The organism is Aurantimonas manganoxydans SI85-9A1 (assembly GCF_000153465.1).
Lineage (GTDB): Bacteria > Pseudomonadota > Alphaproteobacteria > Rhizobiales > Rhizobiaceae > Aurantimonas > Aurantimonas manganoxydans.
The window spans coordinates 3,283,796-3,309,704 of the sequence record NZ_CH672387.1 but is presented as its reverse complement, the minus strand read 5'-3'; the positions used below and the strand labels follow the sequence as shown (position 1 = coordinate 3,309,704).

Sequence of the window (25,909 nt, the reverse complement as noted above, 5' to 3'; positions counted from 1 at the left end):
TTGGGGAGGAGTCCGCCGCAAGGCGGCCGACGGCCACAGGCCGGGATTTCGGGAGAATCGTCTTGGATTTTGCGCTCACCGACGAGCAGAGCCAGATCTTCACCATGGCGCGGGATTTCGCCACCGAGAAGATGGCACCGCATGCCGCCCGCTGGGAAGACGAGAAGGCGTTGCCGCGCGAGGTGCTGACCGAACTGGCCGGGCTCGGCATGGCGGCGATCTATGTGCGCGACGACTACGGCTCCGGCCTGTCGCGGCTCGACGCGGCCCTGATCTTCGAGGCGCTGTCCTATGGCGACCCGTCGGTCTCGGCCTTCCTGTCGATCCACAACATGGTCGCCTGGATGATCGACAGCTTCGGCAGCGAGGAGCAGCGGGCCGAATGGCTGCCGAAGCTTGCGTCGATGGAGAAGGTCGCGAGCTACTGCCTGACCGAGCCGGGTTCGGGCTCCGACGCCGCCGCGCTGCGGACCAGCGCGAAGCCGAACGGCAACGGCTACGTCCTCAACGGCACCAAGAGCTTCATTTCCGGGGCGGGCTTCTCGGACCTCTATGTGGTGATGGCACGGACCGGCGACGCGGGGCCGAAGGGCATCTCCGCCATTCTCGTCGAAAACGGCACCGAGGGCCTGTCCTTCGGCGCGCTGGAGAAGAAGATGGGCTGGGTTGCCCAGCCGACCGCCGAGGTGCGCCTCGACGGCTGCAGCGTGCCCGGCGGCAACCTCCTCGGCGAAGTGGGCAAGGGCTTTGCCTACGCCATGATGGGCCTCGACGGCGGCCGGCTGAACATCTCGGCCTGCGCGCTGGGCGCGGCCCAGGCGGCGCTCGACAAGTCCATCGCCTACATGCAGGACCGCCAGGCCTTCGGGAAAAGCCTTACCGAATTCCAGGCGTTGCAGTTCCGGCTGGCCGACATGGAGACCGAGCTGCAGGCGGCGCGCATCTTCCTGCGCCAGGCGGCGTGGAAGCTGGACACCAAGGCGCCCGACGCGACCAAGCATTGCGCCATGGCCAAGCGCTTCGTCACCGACGCCAGCTTCAACGTCGCCAACATGGCCCTGCAGCTGCATGGCGGCTACGGCTACCTCGCCGATTACGGCATCGAGAAGATCGTGCGCGATCTCCGGGTCCACCAGATCCTGGAAGGCACCAACGAGATCATGCGGATGATCACCGCACGCGCACTCCTGGCGGAGCATTCATGAGCATCGAGACCAACGCAGCCAATGACGACGTCCTGATTCGCGCCGAGGGGCGGGCGGGGCGCATCACCCTCAACCGGCCGAAATCCCTCAACGCCCTGTCCCATGCCATGTCGCTGGCGATCGAGGCGGCGATGGACGGCTGGGCCACGGACCCGGCCATCGATCTCGTGATCATGGATGCGGCCGGCGACCGGGCCTTCTGCGCCGGCGGGGACATCCAGAAGATCTATCACGACAGCCGCGCCGGGGATCTGTCCGCGGCCCGCCGTTTCTGGGCCGAGGAATACCGGCTGAACGCCAAGATCGCCCGCTATCCCAAGCCGGTCGTGGCGCTGATGGACGGCATCGTCATGGGCGGCGGCGTCGGCCTCGGCGGCCATACCAGCCACCGCGTCGTCACCGAGCGCTCGATGGTCGCCATGCCCGAATGCGCCATCGGCCTCGTGCCCGATGTCGGCGCGACGCTGATCCTCGCCAACGCCCCCGGCCGGCTCGGCGAATATCTGGCGCTGACCGGTTTCCGCATGGGGCCGGGCGAGGCGATCGCCGCCGGCTTTGCCGACAACTGCATTCGTTCGGACGATCTCGCCGGGCTGACCGCGGCGCTGGTCGAAAGCGGCGATCCGCAGGTGATCGCGCGTTTTGCCGACGCGCCGCCGCTGTCGACGCTGGCCGAGCAGACCGAGGCGATCGACGCAGCGTTCTCGGGCGTCGACGCGGCCGACATCCTGCAGCGCCTCGCCCTCGATGGCGGGGAATGGGCGCAGCGCACGGCCGCGCTGATCCGCAAGGGTTCGCCGATCTCGGTCGGCGCGACGCTGGAACTGGTGCGGGCGGCGCGCGCCGAGCCGACCATCGAGGCGGCGCTGCGCAACGAATACCGCTTCACCTACCGCTCGATCGACGAGGGCGAATTGCTGGAGGGCATTCGCGCCGCGGTGATCGACAAGGACCGCGCGCCGAAATGGTCGCCGGCGCGGATCGAGGATCTGCCGCAGGCGCGGGTCGCCGCGATGCTGGCACCGCTGGGCGAGCACGAACTGACACTCGGAGAACAGGCAGGGGAGAAACGGCCATGAAGATCGGTTTCGTCGGTCTCGGCAACATGGGTGCGCCGATGGCGGCCAATCTGGCGAAGGCCGGCCATGCGGTGAGCGGCTACGACGCGGCCGGCGTGACCGCCGAGGGTGTCGCCCCCGCCGCAACGCTCGCCGAGGCGGTCACGGGCATAGAGGCGGTGATCACCATGCTGCCGAATGGCGACATCGTGCGCGCCGTCCATGCCGACATCGTGCGCCAGGCCCAGGCCGGGGCATTGTTGATCGACTGCTCGACGGTGGATGTGGACAGCGCCCGCGCCGCCCACGACATGGCGCGCGAGGCCGGCCTCCTGTCGCTGGATGCGCCGGTCTCCGGCGGCACCGGCGGCGCGGCGGCCGGCACGCTGACCTTCATGGTCGGCGGCAGCGACGCGGCCTTTGCCAAGGGCAAGCCGCTCTTCGACATCATGGGCCAGAAGGCGGTACATTGCGGCGAAGCCGGCGCCGGCCAGGCGGCGAAGATCTGCAACAACATGATCCTCGGCATCTCGATGATCGGCGTCTGCGAGGCGTTTCACCTCGCCGACAAGCTCGGCCTCGATCGCCAGGCGATGTTCGACGTGGCCTCGACCTCGTCGGGCTCCTGCTGGTCGATCAACACCTATTGCCCGGCGCCGGGCATCGGTCCGAAGAGCCCGGCCGACAACGATTACAAGCCGGGCTTTGCCGCGGATCTGATGCTGAAGGACCTCAACCTGTCGCAGACCGCCGCGGAGACCGCCGGCGCGACCACCGAGCTCGGCCGCCACGCCCGCGACATCTACGCGGCCTTCGTCGAGTCCGGCGGTGGCAAGGGCCGCGACTTCTCGGCGATCCTCGACAAGCTGGCGAAGCAGTAGCGCCGCAGCGCGGCAGGTCCGTCGGTCAGGCCTGCCGCGCGTCTGGGCCAGAGGCCGGCGTCACAGCTTGAGCGTGCGCAGCCTCAGCGCGTTGCCGATCACCGAGACGGAGGAAAGGCTCATCGCCGCCGCGGCGAGCATCGGCGACAGCAGTACGCCGAAGATTGGGTAGAGCACGCCGGCGGCAACCGGCACGCCGACGGTGTTGTAGACGAAGGCGAAGAACAGGTTCTGCTTGATGTTGCGGATCGTGGCGCGGGCGAGATGCCGGGCCCGCACGATGCCGTTGAGATCGCCCTTCACCAGCGTCATGCCGGCACTTTCCACGGCGACGTCCGCGCCGGTGCCCATGGCGATGCCGACATCAGCCGCCGCCAGCGCCGGCGCGTCGTTGACGCCGTCGCCGGCGACCGCGACTTTCGCACCGCCATTGCGCAACTCCTCCACCAGCGCCTGCTTGTCCTGCGGCGACAGGCCGGCCCGCACCTCGTCGATGCCGAGCGCCGACGCGACGGCCTTGGCCGTGCGCTCGTTGTCGCCGGTCGCCATGACGATCCGCATGCCGCTCTCGTGCAGGGCGCGGATGGCGGCCTCCGTCGTCGGCTTGATCGGGTCGGAGACCGCGATGAGCCCCGCCGCCCGGCCGTCGATGGCGACGAACATCACCGTCTTGCCGTCGGTCTCCAGGGTCCGCGCGTCATCGTCGAGGGCAGCGGCATCGACGCCCTCGGCGGCGAGCATCGCCCGGTTGCCGAGAACGACGGCCGAACCGCGCACCTCGCCCCGCACGCCCTTGCCGGTGACCGCTTCGAAGCCGGTGGCCTCCGACAGTTCGGCGCCGCGTTCCTGCGCACCGGCGACGATCGCCTCGGCCAGCGGATGTTCCGAGCCGCGCTCAAGGCTGGCGGCAGTCGAAAGAAACGCCGTCTCGTCGTTCTCAAGCACGACCACGTCGGTCAGTTGCGGCCGGCCCTCGGTCAGCGTGCCGGTCTTGTCGACCACCAGCGTATCGACCTTGGCGAACCGCTCGAGCGCCTCGGCGTCCTTGATCAGGACGCCGGCCGAGGCGCCGCGGCCGGTGGCCGTCATGATCGACATGGGTGTCGCGAGCCCCAGTGCGCAGGGGCAGGCGATGATCAGCACCGAGACGGCGGCGACCAGCCCGTGCACCATGGCCGGCTGCGGCCCGACCAGCGCCCAGACGACGAAGGCGACGATCGCCGACAGCACCACGGCCGGGACAAAATAGCCCGCGACCCGGTCGGCCAGCCCCTGGATCGGCGCACGCGAGCGCTGCGCCTTGGCGACCATCTCGACGATCCGCGACAAGGTGGTGTCGGCGCCGACCGCCTCGGCCTCCATGACGAAGCCGCCATTGCGGTTAAGCGTGCCGCCGGTGACCGTGTCGCCGGGGTTCTTTTCGACCGGCACCGGCTCGCCGGTGATCATCGATTCGTCCACCGAGGAACGACCCTCGACCAGCGTGCCGTCCACCGGCACGCTTTCGCCGGGGCGAACCCGAAGGCGATCACCGGACGACAGCGCGTCGAGCGGCACGTCTTCCTCGGTTCCGTCGGCCGCAATGCGGCGGGCAGTCTTCGGCGCCAGGTCCATCAGCGCGCGGATCGCCGAGCCGGTGCGCTCGCGCGCTTTCAGCTCCAGCACCTGGCCGACGAAGATCAGCGCGACGATCACCGCCGAGGCCTCGAAATAGACCGGCACGACACCGTCCTGGCGGAAGGATGCGGGGAACAGGCCGGGCAGGAGGGTGGCCACCACGCTGTAGCCATAGGCCGCTCCGACGCCGATGGCGATCAGCGTCCACATGTTGGGTGAGCGGTTGACGATCGACGCCCAGCCCCGCTTGAAGAAGGGCAGGGCCGCCCACAGCACCACCGGCGTCGCCAGCGCGAATTCCAGCCAGACCGCCAGCTCCTCGCCGATCCAGTCGCGGACCGGCAGCCCGACCATAGGGCCCATCGAGACGATGAACAGCGGGATGGTGCAGAGCGCGCTGACCCAGAGCCGGCGGGTGAAGTCGATCAGTTCCGGATTGGGGCCTTCCTCGCCGGTCGGCACGCCCATCGGCTCCAGCGCCATGCCGCATTTCGGGCAGTCGCCGGGATGGTCCTGGACGATCTCCGGATGCATCGGGCAGGTGTACTGGGTGCCTTCCGGCATCGGTTCGGGCGCCGGGCGGTCGCCGAGAAAGGCGTCAGGATCGGCCTCGAACCGCGTCTTGCAGCCGGCCGAGCAGAAATAGAACCGCTCGCCGCCATGCTTGGCCATGTGGCGGGCATCGATGCGTTCGACGCTCATGCCGCAGACCGGGTCCGTCGCCGTCAGGTAATCCTGCGGCGCGGCGACGAATCTGTCGTGGCACCCCTGCGAGCAGAAAAGCACGGTTCGGCCGTCATGCTCCGCTTTCGGCTTGCCGGCCTGGGGATCGACCAGCATGCCGCAGACCGGATCGCGGGTGACGGCCCCGCTGGCGTCGTCATGGCTGTGACCGTGATCGTGATGCGGGTGATGACAGGCGGTGCTGGTCTCGGACATGGGAGCTCGCTGCGAGAAATGGCCGCCCGCAGGCGGATTGACCACAAGATGGAGATTCCAGCCACTGGAAGGTCAAGGGGGACGGGCGTCCGGTCGAAGCCGCGTCGCCTCGCCAGCGTTGGCGTCTCCCGATCCCAACGGGCGACGGGCCGCTTGATCTCACACGCGATATTTCTGCACGACGGTCTTTGAACGGCGCAGCGGCTTACCCACCTAGCGGCGACGCACGGTGATCGCCGCGCGAGCGGTGACGCATGTCTGCCGCCCGCCGCAAGCCACCGGCAGCTTGCCCACGCCGGCGGACGACGTTGGCGAAAGACAATTCGAGACCGGGACACCCGACGCCCGGATGGGAAAATTTTGGTGGAATCGACTGCGATAGGCGGCATGGTGGCCGAGGAAATGCCGCTCTGGATCTGGGTGGCGACGATCGGCGGCATCGCCGGCCTGTTCATCTTCGATTTCATGACCCATGTGCGCAAGCCGCACGAGCCGAGCTTCAAGGAAGCAGGGGGCTGGTCGATCTTCTACATCGCGCTCGCGATCCTCTTCGGCTTCGGCGTCTGGTATTTCTGGGACAAGACCCACGGGGTGGAGTTCTTCGCCGGCTTCATCACCGAGAAGAGCCTGTCGGTCGACAATCTCTTCGTCTTCGTCATCATCATGAAGAGCTTCGCGGTTCCGCGGGTTCACCAGCAGAAGGCGCTGCTGATCGGCATCGTGCTGGCGCTGATCATGCGCGGCATCTTCATCGCCGTGGGCGCGGCCGCGATCGAGCGCTTCTCCTGGGTGTTCTACCTGTTCGGCGCCTTCCTCTTGTGGACGGCGTACAAGCTGGCGGTGGAGAGCTTCTCCCACAGCCACAGCACCGACGAGGAATACGAGCCCAACGCGGTGGTGAAGTGGTTCCAGCGCAATGTGCGGACCACCACCGAATTCGCCGACGGCGCGCTGACGATTCGCCGCGACGGCCTGCGCTATTTCACCCCGATGTTCGTGGTGATCGTCGCCCTCGGTATGACCGACCTGCTTTTCGCCCTCGATTCGATCCCGGCGATCTACGGCCTGACCGACGCGCCCTACATCGTCTTCACGGCCAACGCCTTCGCGTTGCTGGGGCTGCTGCAGCTCTATTTCCTGCTGGGCGGACTGCTCGACCGGCTGGTCTATCTCGGTTTCGGCCTGGCGCTCGTCCTGGGCTTCATCGGCGTCAAGCTGATCATTCATGCCATGGAGGCCAATACGCTGGGCTTCATCAATGACGGCCAGCCCATCGAGGGCCTGCCGCATATCTCGACCGGCTTCTCGCTGGCGGTCATCGTCGGGATTCTCGTGGTCACGACCGTGGCCAGCCTGATACGCTCGGGCATGGTCGCCAACCGCGCGGCCAACCGGCCGGGCGAGGAGAATTGAGCTTGCCCGTCCGCCGCGGCTCGAACAGGGGAACGGCGTCCGATGGATGATCCGAAACACGGCGAGGCCGGCGAGCCGACCGCCGCGGCGCGGCCTGCGGTCGCAGCCGGTCCCGGCGCGGCCGATCTCGATGCCCGCAGCGCGGCGCTGGCCCGGCGTCTTGCCGAGCAGCGCCAGCGCATGCCGCAGCTGCGCGACGAGCCGGCCGACCGCAGCAGCGGCATGCAGGGTGTCGCCCAGGGACTCAAGATCGCCAGCGAGTTCGTCGCGGGTATCCTCGTGGGCGTCGGCATCGGCTATCTGATCGACCAGCTGGCCGGCACGACGCCCTTCGGCCTGATCGTCTTCCTGATGATCGGATTCGCCGCCGGCGTGCTCAATGTCATCCGTGGCGTTTCGGGCACAACGCCGCCCCATGGCCGCGGCCCGGCCTGAACCGGCGCCTTCGTGCCCGTTCCGCGTGCGTTTGCAGGGGGCAATCTGACAACGGGGTGTTGCGAAGCGCAGTCCGGGACGCTATGGGCAGGACGGCCCGCGCCAGGGCCTGCCACGAGATGACGAAGGACCAGTGAGTTTGGCGACGAACCCGACAGATCCAATCCACCAGTTCCAGATTTCCAACATTGTTCCGATCGAGATCGGCGGGTTGGACTTCTCGTTCACGAACTCCGCCCTGTTCATGGTGGTGACGGTCGCTGTGGCGACCGCCTTCCTGTACTATTCGACCCGCGGGCGCGGCCTTGTGCCGAACCGCATGCAGTCGGTGAGCGAGCTCTCCTACGAGTTTGTCGCCAACATGCTGCGCGACGCGGCGGGCTCCGGCGGCATGCGCTTCTTCCCGTTCGTCTTCTCGCTGTTCATGTTCATCCTGGTCGCCAACCTGCTCGGCATGATCCCGTATTTCTTCACGGTGACCAGCCATCTGATCGTGACCTTCGCGCTGGCCCTCCTGGTGATGGGCGTCGTGGTGGTCTACGGCCTGATGAAGCACGGCCTGCACTTCTTCAAACTCTTCGTGCCCGAGGGCGTGCCGGCCGCCGTGCTGCCGCTCGTCGTGGTGATCGAGGTGGTTTCGTTCCTGTCGCGACCGGTGTCGCTCTCGGTTCGTCTCTTCGCCAACATGCTGGCGGGGCACATCACGCTGAAGGTCTTCGCCGGCTTCGTGGTGTCGCTGAGCGCCTTCGGCGCGCTCGGGATTGCCGGTGCGATCCTTCCGCTGCTCATGACCGTCGCGCTGACGGCACTCGAATTCCTGGTCGCCGCACTGCAGGCCTACGTCTTTGCGGTTCTGACCTGCATGTATCTCAACGACGCGATCCATCCAGGCCACTAAGACAAGTTCCAGGATACAACGGGGCGGCGTGGAAGCCGCCGCAACCACCCGCAATCGAACAGTTTCAAAAGGAGTTTCGACATGGAAGCGGAAGCAGCAAAGTTCATCGGTGCCGGCCTCGCCTGTTTCGGTATGGGCATGACCGCCCTCGGTCTGGGCAACATGTTCGCGAACTACCTCGCCGGCGCACTGCGCAACCCGTCGGCTGCCGACGGCCAGTTCGGCCGCCTGATCTTCGGCTTCGCCGTCACGGAAGCCCTGGGCATCTTCTCGCTGCTCATCGCCCTGCTGCTGCTCTTCGCCGTCTAATCGGCGTCCAGCGCAGGTAAGAAGACCGGCCGGCGGCAGCTTCTGTCGCCGGTCCCCTATGCCGGGAGCCCTCGATGTTCGTCACCCAAGCCTACGCACAGGCCGATTCGCTCGATGCCGTGGAACTGCCGCCTGCGAGCGACACCGCCGAGATGCATGGCGAAACGATCCATGTAGAAGGCGAGCATGGCGGCTTCCCGCCTTTCAATGCCGAATATTTCCCGTCGCAGATCCTGTGGCTCGCGATCACCTTCGGAATCTTCTATCTGGTTCTGAAGAAGGTGATCCTGCCGCGGATCGCCGGAACGCTCGAGAACCGTCGCGACCGGATCGCCCTCGATCTGGAAGCCGCCGAGCGGATGAAGTCCGATTCGGACGAGGCCAAGGCAGCCTACGAGCAGGAGCTCGCCGAGGCCCGCGACCGCGCCCACAAGATCGGCCACGACGCCCGTGAAGCGGCGCGCAGCGACGCCGAGGCCGAGCGCCAGCGCCTCGACGCCGAGCTCGACGAGAAGCTGGAAGCCGCGCAGCTGCGCATCGCCGCCGTCCGCGACGAGGCGATGAAGGATGTCGGCCAGATCGCCGAGACCACCGCCGACGCCATTCTGCGCGACGTCATTCGCCTGGAGGTCTCCCGCGAGGAGGTCGCCAGCGCCGTGACCGCCGTTCGCAGCTGAGGAGCCGACCATGGACAACTCATTCTGGGCGTTTGCCGCCCTCATCATCTTCCTGGCCATCGTCTGGTATCTGAAGGCGCCGGCGAAGGTCGGTTCCACGCTCGATCAGCGGGCCGACCGGATCCGCAACGAGATCGAGGAAGCGCGCGAGCTGAAGGAAGAGGCCAAGCAGCAGCTGGCCGAGTATCAGCGCCGCCGCCAAGAGGCCGAGGAGGAGGCGAAGGAGATCGTCGCCGCCGCCAAGCGCGAGGCGGAGCTGATGCTCGCCGATACGCGCCGCAAGAACGAGGAATATGTCGAGCGTCGCACGGCCATGGCCGAGACGAAGATCTCGCAGGCCGAGACCGACGCCATCGCCGAAGTTCGCGCGACGGCGATCGACGTGGCGGTGGCCGCCGCTGCCAAGATCATCTCCGACCGCAATTCGGGCGGCAATGCCGGTCAGTTCACCGAATCCTCCATCGCCGAGGTTCGCAGCCGGCTCAACTGAGCGAGGCCGCGGTCCCGATCCGGGGCCAGTATCGCGACGGAACGTTCAAAGGGCTGCCATCGGCGGCCCTTTTTCGTTGTGCGGTCATCGGAAGGCTGAGTGCAGCGCGCCGAGCGTCCAGCCTATTCGGCGGCGTCGAGCAGGTCGCGCCGCAGCGGGCTGAAGCTCATCCGGTGGATCGGCGTCGGGCCGAGCCTTGCGATGGCGCCGAGATGCTCGGGCGTGCCGTAGCCCATATGGCGGGAAAAGCCGTAGCCCTCATAGGCCCGGCAGGCCCGCGCCATGATCCGGTCGCGCGTCACCTTGGCCACGATCGAGGCGGCGGCGATGCTGAGGCTGAGGGCGTCGCCGGAGATGACGGCCGTGCCGGCGCAGCGCAGCGCCGGCGGCACGTCGCGCCCGTCGACGAGGACATGGCAGGGGGCTTGCGGCAAGGCGTGCAGCGCCCGCCGCATGGCGATGAGCGTCGCGCCGCGGATGTTGAAGCGGTCGATCTCGTCGGCGCTGGCCGAGGCGATCCCGACCCAGCCCTTGGCGACGATCTCGGCGAACAGTCGTTCGCGGTCCTCGGCGGTCAGCTTCTTGGAATCGTTCAGCCCGTCGGGAAAGTCGCGGGTGGGAAAGATCACCGCGGCGGTGACCACCGGCCCGGCCAGCGGCCCGCGTCCGGCCTCGTCGATGCCGGCGACGAAGCGCTTGCCGTCGGCCAGAAGCCCGGCCTCGCGCGAGAAGTCGGGCCCGGCCGCGACGGCGGGGCGGCGCGCGGGTTTCTTTGCGCGAACGGGAGAATCGGAGGAACGGCGAGCCATGTTGCGGCGAGACTCGCGCATTCTCCGATTCTCCACAAGCCTCGCCGTGTTCGGGGTGGCAAACCGGCGAGACCATCCGGCCGAGGGGGGAGGCCGGACGATGGGGTGCCCTCCGCGTCAGAGCAGGGCGAGCTGGACGCCTGCGCCACGCGGCGGTGTGAACAGGTCGCAGCGCAACTGCGTGCGGCTCTCGTTCAGGCCGAGCCGGCGCGCCGCCATCTCGAAGCGCCGGCGGATCTGGAAGGCATAGGGCCCGGTGCCGCGCATCCGCTTGCCCCATTCGGCGTCGTAATCCTTGCCGTCGCGCATCGAGCGCAGCAGCGACAGGACATGCCGGTAGCGGTTCGGGTAGTGGCGCAGCAGCCAGTCCTTGAACAGCGGCGAGACTTCCAGCGGCATGCGCAGGAGGACGTAGCCGACCTCCCTCGCACCGGCGGTCTGCGCCGCTTCAAGGAGCCGCTCGATCTCCGAATCGGTAAGGCCTGGAATGATCGGCGCGGTCATCACCATGGTCGGCACGCCGGCCTCGCTGAGCGCCTTGACCGCCTCCAGCCGCCTGGTCGGGGTTGCGGCACGCGGCTCCATCGCCCGCGCCAGCGTCCGGTCGAGGGTGGTCACCGACAGCGCCACCTTGGCCAGCCCCTTGGCCGCCATGCGCGACAGGATGTCGATGTCGCGCAGGACCAGCGCCGACTTGGTGACGATGCCGACCGGATGGTTGGCCGCCTCCAGCACCTCGAGGATCTCGCGCATCACCCGCCAGCTCTTTTCGATCGGCTGGTAGGGATCGGTATTGGTGCCGATCGCAATCGACTTCACCTGATAGCCGGGCTTGGACAATTCGCGTTCCAGGAGCTCGGCGGCGTTCGGCTTGGCGAAGAGCTTGGATTCGAAATCGAGGCCGGCGGACAGCCCCATATAAGCGTGGGACGGACGGGCGAAGCAGTAGACGCAGCCATGCTCGCAGCCGCGATACGGATTGATCGAGCGGTCGAAGGAGATGTCCGGCGAGGTGTTGCGGCTGATGATGGTCTTTGGCTTTTCGACCTGCACGTCGGTCTTGAAGGCGGGCAGCTCGTCCAGCGTGTTCCAGCCATCGTCGACGGCCTGCCGCTTGAACGGCTCGAAGCGCCCGCTGGGATTGAGCCCGGCGCCGCGGCCACGCCGCCGCTCGAAGCCGATGCGCAGCCCGGCCTCGCCGATGATGTGGTTGGCGATGTCGACGCCGTCCGGCGCGGAGAAGGCGGCGCGATCGGCCTTGGCGATGTCCTGCATGACGTTGCTCTCCCCGTGTTCCGGCTACGTTCTGTGACTGATGTCCTAAACCTGTTAAGAGAACAAGACAAGAACAAAAACGTTCCGATCTGGTCAGCGCCGATGGGCTCGGCTAGACGAAAGGGATGCTGAGCGTTTTCATCGACTGTGGACCCGAGGATCACTGGCTGGCGGCGACCCTCGCGCCACTGATACCCGGCGCCGTCGAGGGGCTGGTGCGCGAGGTCGTGCTGGTCGATCGCGGCATGGGGGACAATGCCCGCAAGGTTTCCGACCATGCCGGGTGCCGGATCGTCGCGGCGGAGGATTTCCGCGACGCCATCGAGACGGCGCGCGGCGACTGGCTGCTGCTCTTGGAACCAGGCGCGCGGCTTCTGCCCGGCTGGATGGAGGCCGTGGTCGAGCATGCCGACATGGTGGGCGCGGGACGGGCGAAGACGCCCGCGGCGCGCTTCCGCCGGGCGCCGAACGACCAGCCCGGCTTCTTTGCCCGGCTGCGCCAGATCCGCACGGCGATGGCCGAAGGGTTCCTGGTGCAGAAGCGCCAGGCGATCGGCCTGTCGAAGCTCGCCTTCAGCCTCGAGGAGGTCGCCAAGGGCGTCGCGGTGACCCGGATGCGGGCCTTCATCCGCCCTGCGGTACGGGGCCGGCCCGCGAGCTGACCGTGCGGCTCAGGCGGTCCGGCCGCCGCGACGCAGATGCTCGTCCAGACGTGGCATGATCTCGACGAAATTGCAGGGCTTGTGGCGATAGTCGAGCTGCGCCTTGAGAATATGATCCCAGGCATCGCGGCAGGCGCCAGGCGAGCCGGGCAGGGCGAAGACGAAGGTGGCGTCGATGACGCCGCCGGTCGCCCGCGACTGGATCGTCGAGACGCCGATCTTGTCGTAGGAGATGCGGTGGAAGACCGCCGAGAAGCCGTCCATGCGCTTTTCGAACAGCGGCTCCAGCGCCTCGGGGGTCACGTCGCGGCCGGTGAAGCCGGTGCCACCGGTGGTGATCACCACATCGACGTCGTCGCGCTTGCACCAGCCCTGGACGACCTCTTGGATCGCCGGCACGTCGTCGGTGACGATCTGCCGGTCCGCGACCCGGTGTCCGGCCTCGGTCAGCCGTTCCACCAGCAGCGAGCCTGAGCGGTCCTCGTCGAGGCTTCGGGTGTCGGAGACGGTGAGGATCGCGATGGACAGCGCGATGAAGGAGCGTTCGTCGCTCATGGGGCCTCCAATGTCAGGTCTGCGGGGGTGGCGGGGTGCCGGGCACCGGAGAGCCACCATTCGGGATGGGATGCGGCGATCCGGCTGCGGGCGCGGGCCAGCCGGGCGTCGTCTTCGAACAGCCCGTAGACGGTCGCGCCCGAGCCCGACATGCGGGCGATCAGCGCGCCGTCGCCGGCCAGCGCGTCGCGGACGGCGACGATCTGCGGTGCCAGCCGCTCCGCCGGTGCGGCGAGATCGTTGCGGGTGCCATCAAGCCAGGCGACCAGTTCGGCGGCGGTGCGGAAACCCTGCGCCGGGACCGGCGGCAACGGCGCGTTGTCACGCTGTTCCAGCGCGGCGAAGACCGCGGGTGTCGAGACCGGCACGCCGGGATTGACCAGCAGCATGTGCAGGGCCGGCAGGTTCGCGAGGGGCTTGATCTTCTCGCCGATGCCGGAGACGCGCGCGGCACGGCCCGCAATGCACATGGGAACGTCCGCCCCGAGCGTGGTCGCCCTGGCGAGCAGGGCATCGCGGACGGCGGGCACCGCGTCGCCGATCATCCGCAGGAGCGCTGCCGCATCGGCCGAGCCGCCGCCGATCCCGGCGGCGACGGGCAGGCGCTTGTCCAGCGTGAGGGTGAGGGGCGGGAGCCGCAGGCCGGCATGGGCCAGCACCTGACGGGCGACGGCGATGGTGCGGTGAAGAATATTGTCCGCGTCGGTCGGCAGGCTTGCTCCGAACGGCCCGGCCATGACCAGGCGGTCGGCGCCCTCGGGCGCTGCCGCGACCGTCAGGACGTCGCAGGCATCGCCGGCAAAGGCGATCAGGCTTTCCAGGCGATGATAGCCGTCAGGGCGCCGCCCGACGACATGCAGGGCGAGATTGACCTTGGCCGGCGCGGTCAGACGCAGCGGCTCCGCCAGCGTCAACGTCATGTCCGCCGGGCTGTCGCTCACTCGACCTTGGTGGCGGGCGCGTCGCCCGCCGGTGCCGGAGCCACGGCGGCCGCGGCCTTGCGGCTGTCGTCGCCATCCTCGGCCTCGGCCCGCTCGTTGGCCGGGGTCAGGCCGTCCTCGATCTTGTCGCGGATCGTTGCCTTGACGTCTTCTTCCGGCTCGGGCTGGCCGATCAGGGCGCGCTCCCACTGGAAGCGGGCCTCGCGGTTGCGGCCGACATGCCAGTAGGCGTCGCCGAGATGGTCGTTGATGGTCGGGTCCATCGGCGTGATCAGGACGGCCCGCTCGAGTTGCTCGACGGCCTCCTCGTAGCGGCCGAGACGGTAATAGGCCCAGCCGAGGGAATCGATGATGTAGCCGTCATTCGGCCGCAGCTCGACCGCCTTACGGATCATGTCGAGACCTTCCTGGAGGTTCTCGTTCTTGTCGACCCAGGAATAGCCGAGATAGTTCAGCACCTGCGGCTGGTCGGGCGACAGTTCCAGCGCCTTGCGGAAATCCTTTTCCGCCTTGTCCCACTGGTCGGTCCGCTCGAAGGCGATGCCGCGCTGGTAATAGAGGTTCCAACTCGCCTCGCCGGTCGCCTCGGTCAGTTCGATCGCCTTGTCGAGCGCCTTGGCGGCCGGCGCGTAATCCTTGTCGGCGGCGAGCACGTCGGCGAGCGCGGTGTGGGCCTTCGGGTCCTCCGGATAGCTGCGCACGGCACGCTCCAGATGCGCCTTGGCCTCCTCCTTCTGCTCGGAATACCAGAGGTCGAGACCGATCTGCAGCTCTGCCGTGCGGCGATAGGCGGAGTTTTCGGGGATCTCGCGGTAGAAGGCGATCGCCTGTTCCAGCCGCTCCGAGCGTTCGGCAATGCCGCCGAGCGCGGTGAGCAGCGACGGGTTCCGCGGCGCCAGCGCCCGCGCCATCTGGAAATACAGGAGCGCGACCTGCTGGCCGTCGCCGCGATTGATCGCCTGGCCGAGGATGTACAGCGTTTCGGCCGCGCCCTCCTGCACACTGGCCACGGCGGGCTCGATGGTCTCGCCCTTCTCGATGCGGGCCTTCAGATGCAGCACTGGGTCGTAGGTCGGCACGAGGTCGAGGCCGGTCTGGAGCGCTGCCAGTGCGGCGTCCGTCTTGCCGTCGCGCACTTCCAGGCGCGCCAGCGCCTCGGCGGCGCCGAGATAGGCGTCGGGCGAGGTGCGGGCATTGTTCTGGTCGTCCACGACGAGGTGCAGCGCGCGGCGGGCGACATCCGTGCGCCCGGCCACGACCGCGATCAGGCCCTTCTGATAGGCGTTGAAGACCGAAAACCACGGCGCGCCCTGCAGATTGTCGATGCGCAGCAGCGCCTCGTCGACGCGGCCGGCACCGACATCGGCCCAGGCCATCAACTCGCCGAGCAGCAGCGCGTCGAGGTCACTGGGATCGACCACGTCGAATTCGGCGATCGCGGCGTCGAAGGCGCCCTTCGACAGGGCATCGACGCCCAGCGCGATCCGCGCGACCTTGCCGGCCTCGGGCACGTCGCGCAGCTTCGATGCGATATCGACGGCTTCCTTGAAGCGGCCATCGGCGAGGAAGGCGAACATCGCGTCCTGCTGGAGCAGCTGCGAGGTCGGGTCCATCGACAGGGCCTGGACGAAGAGATCGCTGGCCGTCGCCATGTCGCCGCCGATCTGGGCGGATTTGGCGGCCAGATAGGCGCCGGACAGGGACTGGGCGGTGATCGGGGCCGGTTCGCTCGCTGCCGTATCCGCTGCGGCGAAGGCCGGCGCCGCGGTGGCACCCGCCATGAGCGTGACGGTGAGAAGTCTCAGAAGCCGCATTCTGTGCACGTGAAATCCTCTTCCCGGGGCACGCCCGCAGACGATCGAACGCCGCGTTTCGTGGTCGAATGTGATGCCGGTCACCTGTCTGGCCGATTCGCCGAGGTGAAGCCAAGCCAAAGGCCAATGCAAGTCCCGCCCGTTCTGGACGCAGAGATTGGCGGGAATGCGACCCGAGGCGGAAGGCTCGGCCCTCGCGACGATGGGTCAGCTCACCCGGTCGATGCAGAATTCCACGACGCCCAGCATCGCGTCGCGGCTCGGGCTCTGCGGCAGGCCGCTGGCGGCGGCGTAGGCGGCCTCGCCATATTGGCGCGCGCGCTGGACGGTCTCCTCGAGCGCGCCGTGCTGGTGGATCAGCGCGGTGGCGCGGGCCAGCGCCTTGTCGTCGTTGCGGCCGCCCTCCATCGCCTCGCGCCAGAACGCCTTCTCGGTGTCGTCGCCGGCCTGATAGGCGAGGATGACGGGCAGGGTGATCTTGCCTTCGCGGAAATCGTCTCCGGTGTTCTTGCCGAGCGCGGCGGCGGTGCCGCCATAGTCGAGGACGTCGTCGACGAGCTGGAAGGCAAGGCCAAGGCTGCGGCCGTAATCGCGCATGGCGGTGCGTTCGGCCTCGCCGGCGCCGGCGATGACCGGGCCGACTTCGGCGGCCGCCGCGAACAGCGCCGCCGTCTTGGCGTCGATCACCGCGAGATAGTCCGCCTCGCTGGTGGTCATGTGCTTGGCGGCCGACAGCTGCCAGACCTCGCCCTCGGCGATGACCGAGGAGGCGGTGGACAGGATGTCGAGGGCGGTCAGCGAGCCGACCTCCACCATGGTCTTGAACGCCTGGCCAAGCAGGAAGTCGCCGACCAGCACGCTGGCCTGGTTGCCCCAGATGGTGCGCGCCGTCTTCTTGCCGCGCCGCAGGTCGCTCTCGTCGACCACGTCGTCGTGCAGCAGCGTCGCCGTGTGCATGAACTCGACGCTGGCGGCGAGCTTCACATGGGCGTCGCCGCGATAGTCGTGGGCCAGGGCGGATGCGATGGTCAGCATCGGTCGCAGCCGCTTGCCGCCCGACGAGATCAGATGCTCGGCGATTTCCGGGATCAGCTCGACGTTCGATCCGGCCATGGCGAGGATCAGGTCGTTGACGCGAGCCATGTCCGGCGCCGTGACCGCGATCATCGGCTCGATCGAGGCGCGGCTGTCGGTCCGCTCGACGGGGCTGGCCAGGCTCACAATGCTACTCCGTGGGTTTGCGTCGCTGCGCTCGCACGGGCGAGGCGGCTTGTCGAGGGCACAGATGGCGTCCCGATCGCGGTTATAAAGGCCGCGCGACGGTGCGTCGCCTGCGGCGCGGCGGCTTCGCGGCTCGAGCGCTTGCTATGGCCGGCGCTCTTCAGGCAGTTAAGGGGCGTTGCGGTCGTCATCGGCCGTCCCGTTCGTCGGCTTCGGTCGTCAAGATTCGCGGAGCCATTCATGCAGGAACTCATGCGGTCCAACGATGCGGTGCTGCTGTCCTTCGTCGATGCACTGCTGAAGGATGCGGACATTCCGCATTTCCTCGCAGATGTCCATATGAGTATCCTCGATGGATCGATCGGCGTGCTGCCGCGCCGCGTGCTGGTGGACACCGATCGCATGGATCAGGCCCGCCGCATCCTCAAGGATGCCGACCTCGGTCATGAACTCTCCTGAGCCGGAATCACCTGCGTCCTGCGGGGCCGACATGGCGACCCGCTGCGACCGCTTCTATGGCGGCCGCTTCGCCCTGCTGCAGCCGCAGGGCCGCGGCTATCGCTCCGGCCTCGACGCGCTGCTGCTGGCCGCGACCCTGCCGGCGACCGCGACGGGGCGCTTGGCCGACATCGGCGCGGGGGCCGGGGCCGTCGGGCTGGCCGCGGCCTGCCGCAACGCCGCCATCGACGTCACGCTGGTGGAAAACAGCCCGGTCATGGCCGATCTCGCCCGGCGCGGACTGGAGTTGCCGGCCAATTCCGAACTGGCCGGGCGCCTGCGGCTCGTCGAGGCCGACATCCTGGCCGGCGGCACGGCGCGCGCGGCGGCGGGGCTCGGCGACGGCACCTTCGGCCATGTCCTGACCAATCCGCCCTACCATCCGCACGACCACCGGATCTCGCCCGATCCGCTGCGCGCCGCGGCGATGAGCGCGGCGGACGGCGATTTCCTCGCCCGCTGGGTGCGCGCCTGTGCCGCGCTGCTCTGCCACGGCGGCCGCTTCGCCACCATCGTGCGCACCGACGCGCTGCCGACGCTGCTGGCGGCCTGCGACGGACGGATCGGGGCGCTGCGGCTGCTGGCGATCCATGCGCGCGCCGAGGCGCCGGCGCCGCGGCTGCTGGTGCTCGGCCGCAAGGGATCGCGGGCGCCGCTGAGCCTCCTGCCGGCGCGCATCCTGCATCGGCCGGACGGCACGCTGACCGAGTTCGCGACGGCGGTGGCGGAGGGGACCGCCGATCTTGGCCTCTAGTCGCGGCTGACGCTGCACGCCCGCGTTGCGAAGCGGTGCGGGACGCTTACATGAAGGGCATCCTGTTCTGCGACAAAGGCCCATCCTCTTGGCGAACCGTCTGACCAAACTCGTTCCCGCCCGCCTGCGCCCGGATCACACGGTCATTCCCGTGGTGCGGCTCAGCGGCATGATCTCCTCGGGAGGCACCGCGCTGCGGCCGTCCCTGTCCTTGGCCTCGGCCGCACCGCTCCTGGCCAAGGCCTTCGCCCACAAGAAGGCGCCGGCGGTGGCGATTGTCATCAATTCGCCCGGCGGATCGCCCGTCCAGTCGCGGCTGATCTACCAGCGCATCCGCGATCTTGCCGAGGAGAAGGACAAGCAGGTGCTGGTCTTCGTCGAGGATGTGGCGGCGTCCGGCGGCTACATGATCGCCTGCGCCGGCGACGAGATCATCGCCGATCCGTCCTCCATCGTCGGCTCGATCGGCGTCGTCTCCGGCTCCTTCGGCTTCGTCGAGGCGATCGCCAAGCTGGGCATCGAGCGCCGCGTCCACACCGCCGGCAGCAACAAGGCGACCCTCGACCCGTTCCAGCCCGAGCGGCCGGAGGATGTCGAGCATCTGAAGTCGCTGCAACTGGAGGTGCACAAGACCTTCATCGACCTCGTCAAGGACAGCCGCGGCGCCAAGCTCGCCGATCACGACGACCTCTTCACCGGCCTGTTCTGGTCCGGCCTGCGCGGCCTCGAACTCGGCCTCGTCGACCGGCTGGGCGATCTGCGCGGCACGCTGCGCGCCCGCTTCGGCAAGAAGGTGAAGCTGGAACTGGTGCAGGCCAAGCGCACCCTGTTCGGGCGCCCGCAGCCGGGCGTTCACGCCGGCATGGCGGCAGGCGACGGGATGGCCGCGATCGGTGCGGGCTTTGCCCGCGAGGCGATGGGCGTCGCCGAGGAGCGGGCGCTCTGGGCCCGTTTCGGCCTGTGAACAGGCACCGGGCGGCGCGTCCCGACGATCACGGCCGCCTCGCCGTGAATGTGAAGGCGGGCCGCTGTGATCCTGCCGCTTTTGGTTGCCAAGGTCGTGGCCACGGCGCATAATTGTCGGGGAACGGAGCGATGATCGCCTACATGCCGCAGCTACTACTTCTGGGTCTCGTGGGGGCCGCCGCGCTGTTCGGCTACAAGCAGATGAAGCGCGATGCCGAACAGGTGTCGGAGAACAATCGTCGCTCGGAGGCCGAGAGCCGCACGGGCGCGCAGGGCACGCTGGTGCGTGGCCCCGACGGCGTCTACCGCATCAAGAAGGACTGAAATCCGCACCAACGCGGGTCCTGGTCAGCCTCGTCGTGGCACCGTCCGGCGCTGCGGTACGCGTTGACGCGTCCCTGCCTGTCCCGTCCCGCCCCGGTTAGCCGACCCCGCGCAGCCCGAAGGTTGCGTAGGTGGCTGCCTATTCGCAGCCCGCCGGCCTCGGAACTCGGCGTCGCATGGGGGACTTACCCGGTCATCCCACGAACGCGATGATCCCGGAGTTCCGCCATGAAAGCCATCACCTGGCACGGCAAGCACGACATGCGCTGCGAGACGGTGCCCGATCCCGAAATCGAGCATGGCCGCGACGCCATCATCAAGATGTCGGCCTGCGCCATCTGCGGCTCCGACCTGCATTTCTACGACGGCTTCATGCCGGGCATGGAATCCGGCGACATCGTCGGTCATGAATTCATGGGCGAGGTGGTCGAGGTCGGCAAGGACAACAGGAAGCTGGCGGTCGGCGACCGGGTCGTCGTGCCCTTCACCATCGTCTGCGGCGAATGCGACCAGTGCCGGCGCGGCAATTTCTCCGTCTGCGAGCGGTCCAACCGCAATGCCGAGACGGCCGCCAAGATGTTCGGCCACACCACCGCCGGCCTGTTCGGCTATTCGCATCTGACCGGCGGCTATTCCGGCGGCCAGGCGGAATATGTCCGCGTGCCCTTCGCCGATTTCGGCCCGGTCAAGGTGCCCGAAGGCCTCAGCGACGAGGAAGTCCTGTTCTTGGGCGACATCCTGCCGACCGGCTGGCAGGGCGCCAAGAACTGCGACATCCAGCCCACCGACACGGTGGCGATCTGGGGCGCCGGTCCGGTCGGTCTCTTCGCCCTGCAGAGCGCCATCATCCAGGGCGCCAAGCAGGTGGTGGTGATCGACGAAGTGCCCGAGCGGCTGGCGATCGCCGCGCGGATGGGTGCCATCACCATCAATTTCCAGGAAGAGAGCACCGTCGAGCGGCTGAACGACCTGACCCAGGGCAAGGGCCCGGAATGCTGCATCGACTGCGTCGGCATGGAGGCCCATTCGGGCTACGAGGCCGAGCATCTGTTCGACCGCGCCAAGCAGGCGATCATGGCCGAGACCGATCGCCCGCACGTCCTGCGCGAGATGATCTATGTCTGCCGTCCGGGCGGCACGATCTCGGTGCCGGGCGTCTATGGCGGCCTCGTCGACAAGATCCCCTTCGGCGCGGCGATGAACAAGTCGCTGAGCTTCAAGATGGGCCAGACCCACGTCAACAAATGGGCCGACGACCTGCTCGGGCGCATCCAGCAGGGCCAGTTCGACACCACCTCCTTCATCTCGCATCGCGGCACGCTGGAGGACGGTCCGGAGCTCTACAAGACCTTCCGCGACAAGACCGACAACTGCACCAAGGTGGTGCTGACGCCGTAAGGCGGATCGGCGGGCGGGCCGTCCTTGCGGGATGGCTCGCCCGTTTCTTCTATCTATCTGTTACGCGAAATCTTGTCGGCTTCGCCGTCGATTATGAAGTCTCGGGGGATTCGGCATCGTCGTGCGCAAGGAGTAAGGAAATTCAATTTTCGATATCTTTTGAGGGTGTTTTATCAGAGAATTCTGCGATCTTGCTAACAAGACTCATCATCTCGTCAGGTACTTCTTCGATCCGCATCGCATCTATGACTGATGCCGGAGTTATCGAGACCCCGAGGCGCTCTTGTATTTCTTTCGTCACGAATGAGAAAGCTTCCTTTCCTCCAATAAGTGAGAGCCTACCATCAAGGGCTTCCCAGGTTTGATCTATTTTCCTCAACTCGCGCTCGTTAATTTTTTCTTCGTAAGTTCTGAGGCGTGACTCACGATCAAATTTTTTGGCAGCGGCAAGTCGTTGAGCCACTACATAGTGCCTCTTCTCCTTGGCGTATTGTTCAAGCGCGGTCTCAGCAATTGGCACGGCTTCAACGGCTTGGTCGCCTCTCCGGCTTCTGGACGCCAGTTTGGCAGCCGCCGCGCGGTCAATTGCGGCAGGCACGAGCAAGAAGTTTTCGATCTCTTTGCGAGTATGAACGACGGCAAACTGGCAATGCTTCCTGCATTCGGTGGCGATGTAGTGGCACTCCTCATCGGATCGGAAATCACTGTCGAGTATCACCGCTGCCTCGACATTGACCCCTAGCGTCTCCTCCATGCCTTGCTTTAGTATTTTTATACGATCAGGATTAAATCCTTCGATTTTTACTACAGCGAAGTCGCTTCTATTCGCGACGCGTGAATAGTTTAGTTTTCTGGCGATGCGCGCGATGAGTTTGAAGTCGTCACCTTCCACAAACAGCACACGTCGCGTCTTCGCGATTTGGGTAAGAACTGGGTTAACACTAGACCCTAACAGTTTAAATACATTCCCGAGCTGATCGGGTTGTCGTAATCTGCGAGACCGTAGTCGACGCTTATCAATCAGAACAATATCCTCGGTGTCAGCCTCGGTTACTATTTCGGTCGAGTGGGTCGCAAGTACGATGTCGGGGCCCAGCTCCTTCAAAATTGCCAATAGCTGTCGCTGCAAATCCGAATGCAGGTATATGTCGGGCTCATCTATGAGAAATATTGAAGCGGTTCGCCATCGCACAACATGGGTGAGCATCTGGCACCACACCTGAAATCCAAAGCCTGCCCATGCGATCTCGCGCGGGTGCCGCGCTTCAGGACACCACATTTCGAGCCTAGGTTTGGCATGCGAGTGGTTCACCTCAGGTACAGCAACATCCATCCCTGGCCACGTTCTCAATATAAGCGCGCGAAGCTCACTGAACCCATCTGGGTAGTGGTACCATGTATTGCGGAAGTTGCGGGCTGCTCTATAATTGTAGAGTGCGCGCCTCGCCGTCTCTCTTTCATTGAGTTCCTCAAACTGCTCCACAGGACCTAGGATCGGGACAAAGCCTATGGGGCAACGGAACTGATTCTTAAATGACGCAGGTGAGGCATAGGAGCGCCCTTGGGCGTCGGGTATGAGCCGGCAGACACCATGCTCGGGGAAGTAGAGTGTTAAACTATTTCCCGACCCGAGCCTAAAACGCACCCAAGCAGGCTCTTCATCGTTGTAATCATAAAACAGGTTCTCTTCTGCGACAGATATCTGCGTTAAATCAATGCCATGACCCTTTGTCATGCCGTTGGGGCCGTGCACCAGTTCAGCCTTTCGACTCTCGGCGCGGCGCATTCCATGCGCTAGCATCCTGAAGGCAGCCAGCACGGTGGACTTACCTGCGTTGTTGGGGCCAACGAGGATGTTGAAATGGCGCAAGTCGAGCCTGAAGCTCTTCAGCGCTTTGAAACGATAGAAATCAACACCGACGAAGTGATCAAGCTCAAGCATCTCGCTAGCTAGCACTCCGGTAAGCGTCAAAGCCAGTGCCGGCCACATACCATCGGTAGTTTGTTCGCTTTGTACACAGTTCCATCGCGGGGCGAGACGGACCACGTGATTAGGACGCCATTTAGGAACGGCACGCAGTTAGCCGCCGCTCCTTCAAGCCAGCCTTGACCGTCCTCTTGCCGCCGTGGCAACTCGCGTCCAAGCCCATTTCGCACGCCGCCGATCCGTCGGCCTAGCCGGACTATTCTGAAATGTCTGACCTGCCTCCCCACATGGACCCGCGCCGTTCCTTCCAGGCGCTGATCCTGACGCTGCACCGCTACTGGGCCGATTACGGCTGCGTGGTGCTGCAGCCCTACGACATGGAGGTCGGGGCCGGCACCTTCCATCCGGCGACGACCCTGCGCGCGCTCGGGCCGAAGCCCTGGAACGCGGCCTATGTGCAGCCCTCGCGCCGGCCCAAGGACGGCCGCTATGGCGAGAACCCCAACCGGCTGCAGCATTATTACCAGTATCAGGTGATCCTGAAGCCGAACCCGTCGAACCTGCAGGAGCTCTATCTCGGCTCGCTGCAGGCGATCGGCATCGACACCGGCCTGCACGACATCCGCTTCGTCGAGGACGACTGGGAGAGCCCGACGCTGGGCGCCTGGGGCCTTGGCTGGGAATGCTGGTGCGACGGCATGGAAGTGTCGCAGTTCACCTACTTCCAGCAGGTCTGCGGCATCGAATGCGCCCCGGTGGCCGGCGAACTGACCTACGGGCTCGAGCGGCTGGCGATGTACGTCCAGAACGTCGACAACGTCTACGACCTCAACTTCAACGGCCGCGAGGGCGACGAGAAGGTCACCTATGGCGACGTCTTCCTGCAGGCCGAGCAGGAATATTCCCGCTACAATTTCGAGATCGCCAACACCGCTGTCCTCTTGAAGCATTTCGAGGACGCCGAGGCCGAATGCCTGGCGGTGCTCGCCGCCGGTGCGCCGGACGGGGCGAGCCCGCTGCATCGCTGCGTGCTGCCGGCCTACGACCAGTGCATCAAGGCCTCCCACGTCTTCAACCTGCTCGACGCGCGCGGCGTGATCTCGGTCACCGAGCGCCAGAGCTACATCCTGCGGGTGCGCACCCTCGCCAAGGCCTGCGGCGAGGCGTTCCTCATGACCGAAGCGGGTGGAGCGGCTGCGGCGATCGCGGCTGCCTGATCGGCGAAACTCTGTCGCGACGTACCAATTCCGGTTTCGGCCGTTATATCGCTGACAAGTGACAGGGGCCGGCGTCTCCGATCAGGAGATTGTCGCCGAATGAGAGGTCGATCGCATGCAGTGGCGCGGACGCAGGCAATCCAGCAATATCGAGGACAGGCGCGGCTCGGGCGGCGGCTTCGGCGGACGCGGCGGTGGCATGCGCCTGCCGGTGCGGGCCGGCGGTGGCGGCACCATCGGCATCATCATCGTCGCGCTGGTCCTTTGGCTGGGCTTCGGCATCAACCCGATGCAGCTGCTCGGCATGGCCGGCGGCGGCGGGGGAGGCGGTAGCGTCCAGACCAACCGGTCCGGTCCAGGCGTTGCCGGCACGGCGGACGAGACCGACGATTTCGTCGCCACGGTTCTGGCCGACACCGAGGATGTCTGGACCCAGCGCTTCCAGGCGGCCGGCGAGACCTATCCGGCGCCGACGCTCGTCCTGTTCGAGAACCGGGTCCAATCGGCCTGCGGCATTGCCGGCTCGGCCAGCGGCCCGTTCTACTGCCCGTCGGACCGCAAGCTCTATATCGACCTGAGCTTCTTCGACCAGCTGCGCAACCAGCTGAACGCGCCGGGCGACTTCGCCCAGGCCTATGTGATCGCCCACGAGGTCGGCCACCACATCCAGAACATCACCGGCGTGCTGCCGCGCTTCAACCAGGCTCGCCAGAACATGAGCGAGGCCGAGGCCAATGCCATGTCGGTGCGGGTGGAGTTGCAGGCCGACTGCTATGCCGGCGTCTGGGGGCACGATACCCGCCAGGCCGGATACATCGAGGATGGCGACATCGAAGAGGCGCTGAACGCCGCCGAACAGATCGGCGACGACACGCTGCAGAAGCGCGGCCAGGGCACGGTGGTGCCGGACAGCTTCACCCACGGCACGTCCGAACAGCGCCAGACCTGGTTCCGTCGCGGCTTCGAGAGCGGCGATTTCGGCGCCTGCGACACGATGGACGGCGCGATCTGAGGACGGCCGCGTTCGCAACTGACGGCTCGCCGCCATGGCGATGACGCGGCTTGAGGCGAAGGCGCATCGCGCACGCCGCGCCATCGCTTCGCAGACCACCGCGCTGGAGGAGAGCCTCTGGCGCGGCATTCGCCTGATCCCGGTGGAGGGAGCGCACTTTCATCGGCAGGTGGTGATCGGGCCGTATCTGGCCGACTTCGTCTCCCATCGCCTGCGCCTGGTCATCGAGGTGGACGGCGCCCAGCATGACCGTCCCGAACAGGCGGAGAAGGACGCCGTGCGCGACGATTGGCTGGCGGACCGCGGCTATCTGGTGCTGCGCTTTGCCAACAGCGCCGTGCGGGCCGATGCCGCGGCGGTGCTCGACGGCATACGCGCTGAGGTGGCGGCGCGGCGGCTGCTGCCTCCCGGCGAGGAGCCGCCCAGACCGGCGCGTGTCGGCAAGCCGCGTCCGCGGCCGAAGCCCGGCAGCTCCTGACAGGGGTGAGCGCGCGCATTGCCATCCTTGACACGATCCGAGCCGTGGTCGAAGAGCGACGCCGAACGTGGGACGATCGATGATCTTGCCCCCAGCCTCCTCTTGCGGGGGCCGCGCAGGCGGCAGATGGGGACCG

Annotated in this window: 26 protein-coding genes; 18 read left to right on the top strand and 8 right to left on the bottom strand. The window is 66.8% G+C overall.

Translation table 11 applies throughout. The annotated features are described in order from the left end of the window. The first annotated feature begins 62 nt into the window (after positions 1–62). Genes SI859A1_RS15600 through mmsB form a run of 3 tightly spaced genes read left to right on the top strand, consistent with a single transcriptional unit; the run spans position 63 to position 3,144 of the window. On the top strand, positions 63–1,205 hold the full coding sequence (locus SI859A1_RS15600) for an acyl-CoA dehydrogenase family protein (RefSeq protein WP_040325893.1): 1,143 nt from the start codon (positions 63–65) through the stop codon (positions 1,203–1,205). Next, a complete protein-coding gene (locus SI859A1_RS15595; RefSeq protein ID WP_009210670.1) occupies positions 1,202–2,284 on the top strand; it encodes an enoyl-CoA hydratase/isomerase family protein in 1,083 nt (360 codons plus the stop codon). Before SI859A1_RS15600 ends, SI859A1_RS15595 begins: the two co-directional genes overlap by 4 nt. Continuing rightward, positions 2,281–3,144, top strand: a complete 864-nt coding sequence (gene mmsB, locus SI859A1_RS15590) for a 3-hydroxyisobutyrate dehydrogenase (RefSeq protein ID WP_009210669.1) — start codon at positions 2,281–2,283, stop codon at positions 3,142–3,144. The genes SI859A1_RS15595 and mmsB overlap by 4 nt, the downstream gene beginning before the upstream one ends. Before the next feature lie 60 nt (positions 3,145–3,204). On the opposite strand, the gene SI859A1_RS15585 is transcribed toward mmsB, so the two are convergent. Further along, positions 3,205–5,700, bottom strand: a complete 2,496-nt coding sequence (locus tag SI859A1_RS15585; RefSeq protein ID WP_040325892.1) for a heavy metal translocating P-type ATPase — start codon at positions 5,698–5,700, stop codon at positions 3,205–3,207. A 363-nt stretch (positions 5,701–6,063) separates the two neighbouring features. Here SI859A1_RS15585 and SI859A1_RS15580 point away from each other — a divergent pair, with 363 nt between their 5' ends. From SI859A1_RS15580 to SI859A1_RS15555, 6 genes are all read left to right on the top strand, one after another. Then, positions 6,064–7,113: a TerC/Alx family metal homeostasis membrane protein gene (locus SI859A1_RS15580; protein ID WP_244401029.1), complete on the top strand. Its 1,050-nt coding sequence runs from the start codon at positions 6,064–6,066 to the stop codon at positions 7,111–7,113. 42 nt (positions 7,114–7,155) lie between these two features. Next, the gene (locus SI859A1_RS22175; protein ID WP_009210666.1) at positions 7,156–7,548 is read left to right on the top strand and encodes an AtpZ/AtpI family protein; all 393 of its coding nucleotides are present in this window, start codon (positions 7,156–7,158) and stop codon (positions 7,546–7,548) included. Positions 7,549–7,681: 133 nt separating this feature from the next. Then, a complete protein-coding gene (locus SI859A1_RS15570) occupies positions 7,682–8,446 on the top strand; it encodes a F0F1 ATP synthase subunit A (protein ID WP_009210665.1) in 765 nt (254 codons plus the stop codon). An 81-nt stretch (positions 8,447–8,527) separates the two neighbouring features. After that, the gene (locus SI859A1_RS15565) at positions 8,528–8,755 is read left to right on the top strand and encodes a F0F1 ATP synthase subunit C (protein WP_024349941.1); all 228 of its coding nucleotides are present in this window, start codon (positions 8,528–8,530) and stop codon (positions 8,753–8,755) included. Positions 8,756–8,829: 74 nt separating this feature from the next. Further along, positions 8,830–9,432 (top strand): F0F1 ATP synthase subunit B, encoded by a 603-nt coding sequence (locus SI859A1_RS15560; RefSeq protein WP_009210664.1) that lies wholly within the window; start codon positions 8,830–8,832, stop codon positions 9,430–9,432. Positions 9,433–9,442: 10 nt separating this feature from the next. Continuing rightward, positions 9,443–9,922 (top strand): F0F1 ATP synthase subunit B, encoded by a 480-nt coding sequence (locus SI859A1_RS15555; protein WP_009210663.1) that lies wholly within the window; start codon positions 9,443–9,445, stop codon positions 9,920–9,922. A gap of 122 nt (positions 9,923–10,044) precedes the next feature. Here SI859A1_RS15555 and SI859A1_RS15550 read toward each other — a convergent pair whose 3' ends face one another. Further along, positions 10,045–10,752: a ribonuclease HII gene (locus tag SI859A1_RS15550; RefSeq protein WP_148233866.1), complete on the bottom strand. Its 708-nt coding sequence runs from the start codon at positions 10,750–10,752 to the stop codon at positions 10,045–10,047. 96 nt (positions 10,753–10,848) lie between these two features. Then, a complete protein-coding gene (locus SI859A1_RS15545) occupies positions 10,849–12,006 on the bottom strand; it encodes a PA0069 family radical SAM protein (RefSeq protein WP_009210661.1) in 1,158 nt (385 codons plus the stop codon). A 125-nt stretch (positions 12,007–12,131) separates the two neighbouring features. On the opposite strand from SI859A1_RS15545, the gene SI859A1_RS15540 reads away from it, so the two are divergent. Then, positions 12,132–12,668 carry a glycosyltransferase family protein gene (locus SI859A1_RS15540; protein WP_009210660.1) on the top strand — a complete coding sequence of 179 codons (537 nt, stop codon included), beginning with the start codon at positions 12,132–12,134 and terminating at the stop codon, positions 12,666–12,668. Between the two features lie 9 nt (positions 12,669–12,677). Here the strand turns inward: SI859A1_RS15540 and moaB are convergent, their stop codons facing one another. The 4 genes from moaB to SI859A1_RS15520 form a co-directional block, all read right to left on the bottom strand. Then, on the bottom strand, positions 12,678–13,223 hold the full coding sequence (gene moaB / locus SI859A1_RS15535) for a molybdenum cofactor biosynthesis protein B (RefSeq protein WP_009210659.1): 546 nt from the start codon (positions 13,221–13,223) through the stop codon (positions 12,678–12,680). Beyond that, positions 13,220–14,143 (bottom strand): 4-(cytidine 5'-diphospho)-2-C-methyl-D-erythritol kinase, encoded by a 924-nt coding sequence (locus tag SI859A1_RS15530; RefSeq protein ID WP_009210658.1) that lies wholly within the window; start codon positions 14,141–14,143, stop codon positions 13,220–13,222. The genes moaB and SI859A1_RS15530 overlap by 4 nt, the downstream gene beginning before the upstream one ends. Positions 14,144–14,160: 17 nt before the next feature. Beyond that, the gene (locus SI859A1_RS15525) at positions 14,161–15,978 is read right to left on the bottom strand and encodes a tetratricopeptide repeat protein (protein WP_148233865.1); all 1,818 of its coding nucleotides are present in this window, start codon (positions 15,976–15,978) and stop codon (positions 14,161–14,163) included. Between the two features lie 207 nt (positions 15,979–16,185). Beyond that, positions 16,186–17,145 carry a polyprenyl synthetase family protein gene (locus SI859A1_RS15520; protein WP_081451485.1) on the bottom strand — a complete coding sequence of 320 codons (960 nt, stop codon included), beginning with the start codon at positions 17,143–17,145 and terminating at the stop codon, positions 16,186–16,188. A gap of 294 nt (positions 17,146–17,439) precedes the next feature. Between SI859A1_RS15520 and SI859A1_RS15515 the strand changes: the two genes are divergently transcribed. The 5 genes from SI859A1_RS15515 to SI859A1_RS15495 all read left to right on the top strand — a co-directional run bounded on the left by SI859A1_RS15515 (position 17,440) and on the right by SI859A1_RS15495 (position 21,139). Next, the gene (locus SI859A1_RS15515) at positions 17,440–17,658 is read left to right on the top strand and encodes a putative signal transducing protein (protein WP_024349950.1); all 219 of its coding nucleotides are present in this window, start codon (positions 17,440–17,442) and stop codon (positions 17,656–17,658) included. A 31-nt stretch (positions 17,659–17,689) separates the two neighbouring features. Beyond that, complete coding sequence (locus tag SI859A1_RS15510; RefSeq protein ID WP_040325890.1) at positions 17,690–18,451, top strand: SAM-dependent methyltransferase; 762 nt, start codon at positions 17,690–17,692, stop codon at positions 18,449–18,451. Between the two features lie 88 nt (positions 18,452–18,539). Then, the gene (locus SI859A1_RS15505; RefSeq protein ID WP_009210654.1) at positions 18,540–19,415 is read left to right on the top strand and encodes a S49 family peptidase; all 876 of its coding nucleotides are present in this window, start codon (positions 18,540–18,542) and stop codon (positions 19,413–19,415) included. A 131-nt stretch (positions 19,416–19,546) separates the two neighbouring features. Next, positions 19,547–19,741 (top strand): hypothetical protein, encoded by a 195-nt coding sequence (locus SI859A1_RS15500; protein ID WP_081451416.1) that lies wholly within the window; start codon positions 19,547–19,549, stop codon positions 19,739–19,741. A 228-nt stretch (positions 19,742–19,969) separates the two neighbouring features. Continuing rightward, positions 19,970–21,139, top strand: a complete 1,170-nt coding sequence (locus SI859A1_RS15495; protein WP_009210653.1) for a zinc-dependent alcohol dehydrogenase — start codon at positions 19,970–19,972, stop codon at positions 21,137–21,139. Positions 21,140–21,281: 142 nt separating this feature from the next. Here the strand turns inward: SI859A1_RS15495 and SI859A1_RS15490 are convergent, their stop codons facing one another. Further along, entirely contained in the window at positions 21,282–23,081 is a 1,800-nt protein-coding gene (locus SI859A1_RS15490; protein ID WP_040326640.1) for an ATP-dependent nuclease, read from the bottom strand. A gap of 251 nt (positions 23,082–23,332) precedes the next feature. Between SI859A1_RS15490 and SI859A1_RS15485 the strand changes: the two genes are divergently transcribed. The 3 genes from SI859A1_RS15485 (at position 23,333) to SI859A1_RS15475 (ending at position 25,773) form a co-directional block, all read left to right on the top strand. Then, positions 23,333–24,283, top strand: a complete 951-nt coding sequence (locus SI859A1_RS15485; RefSeq protein WP_009210651.1) for a glycine--tRNA ligase subunit alpha — start codon at positions 23,333–23,335, stop codon at positions 24,281–24,283. Between the two features lie 115 nt (positions 24,284–24,398). Further along, positions 24,399–25,295, top strand: coding sequence for a KPN_02809 family neutral zinc metallopeptidase (ypfJ, locus tag SI859A1_RS15480; RefSeq protein WP_009210650.1), 897 nt, complete (start codon positions 24,399–24,401; stop codon positions 25,293–25,295). A 34-nt stretch (positions 25,296–25,329) separates the two neighbouring features. Continuing rightward, entirely contained in the window at positions 25,330–25,773 is a 444-nt protein-coding gene (locus SI859A1_RS15475) for an endonuclease domain-containing protein (RefSeq protein WP_081451415.1), read from the top strand. Positions 25,774–25,909 lie beyond the last annotated feature (136 nt).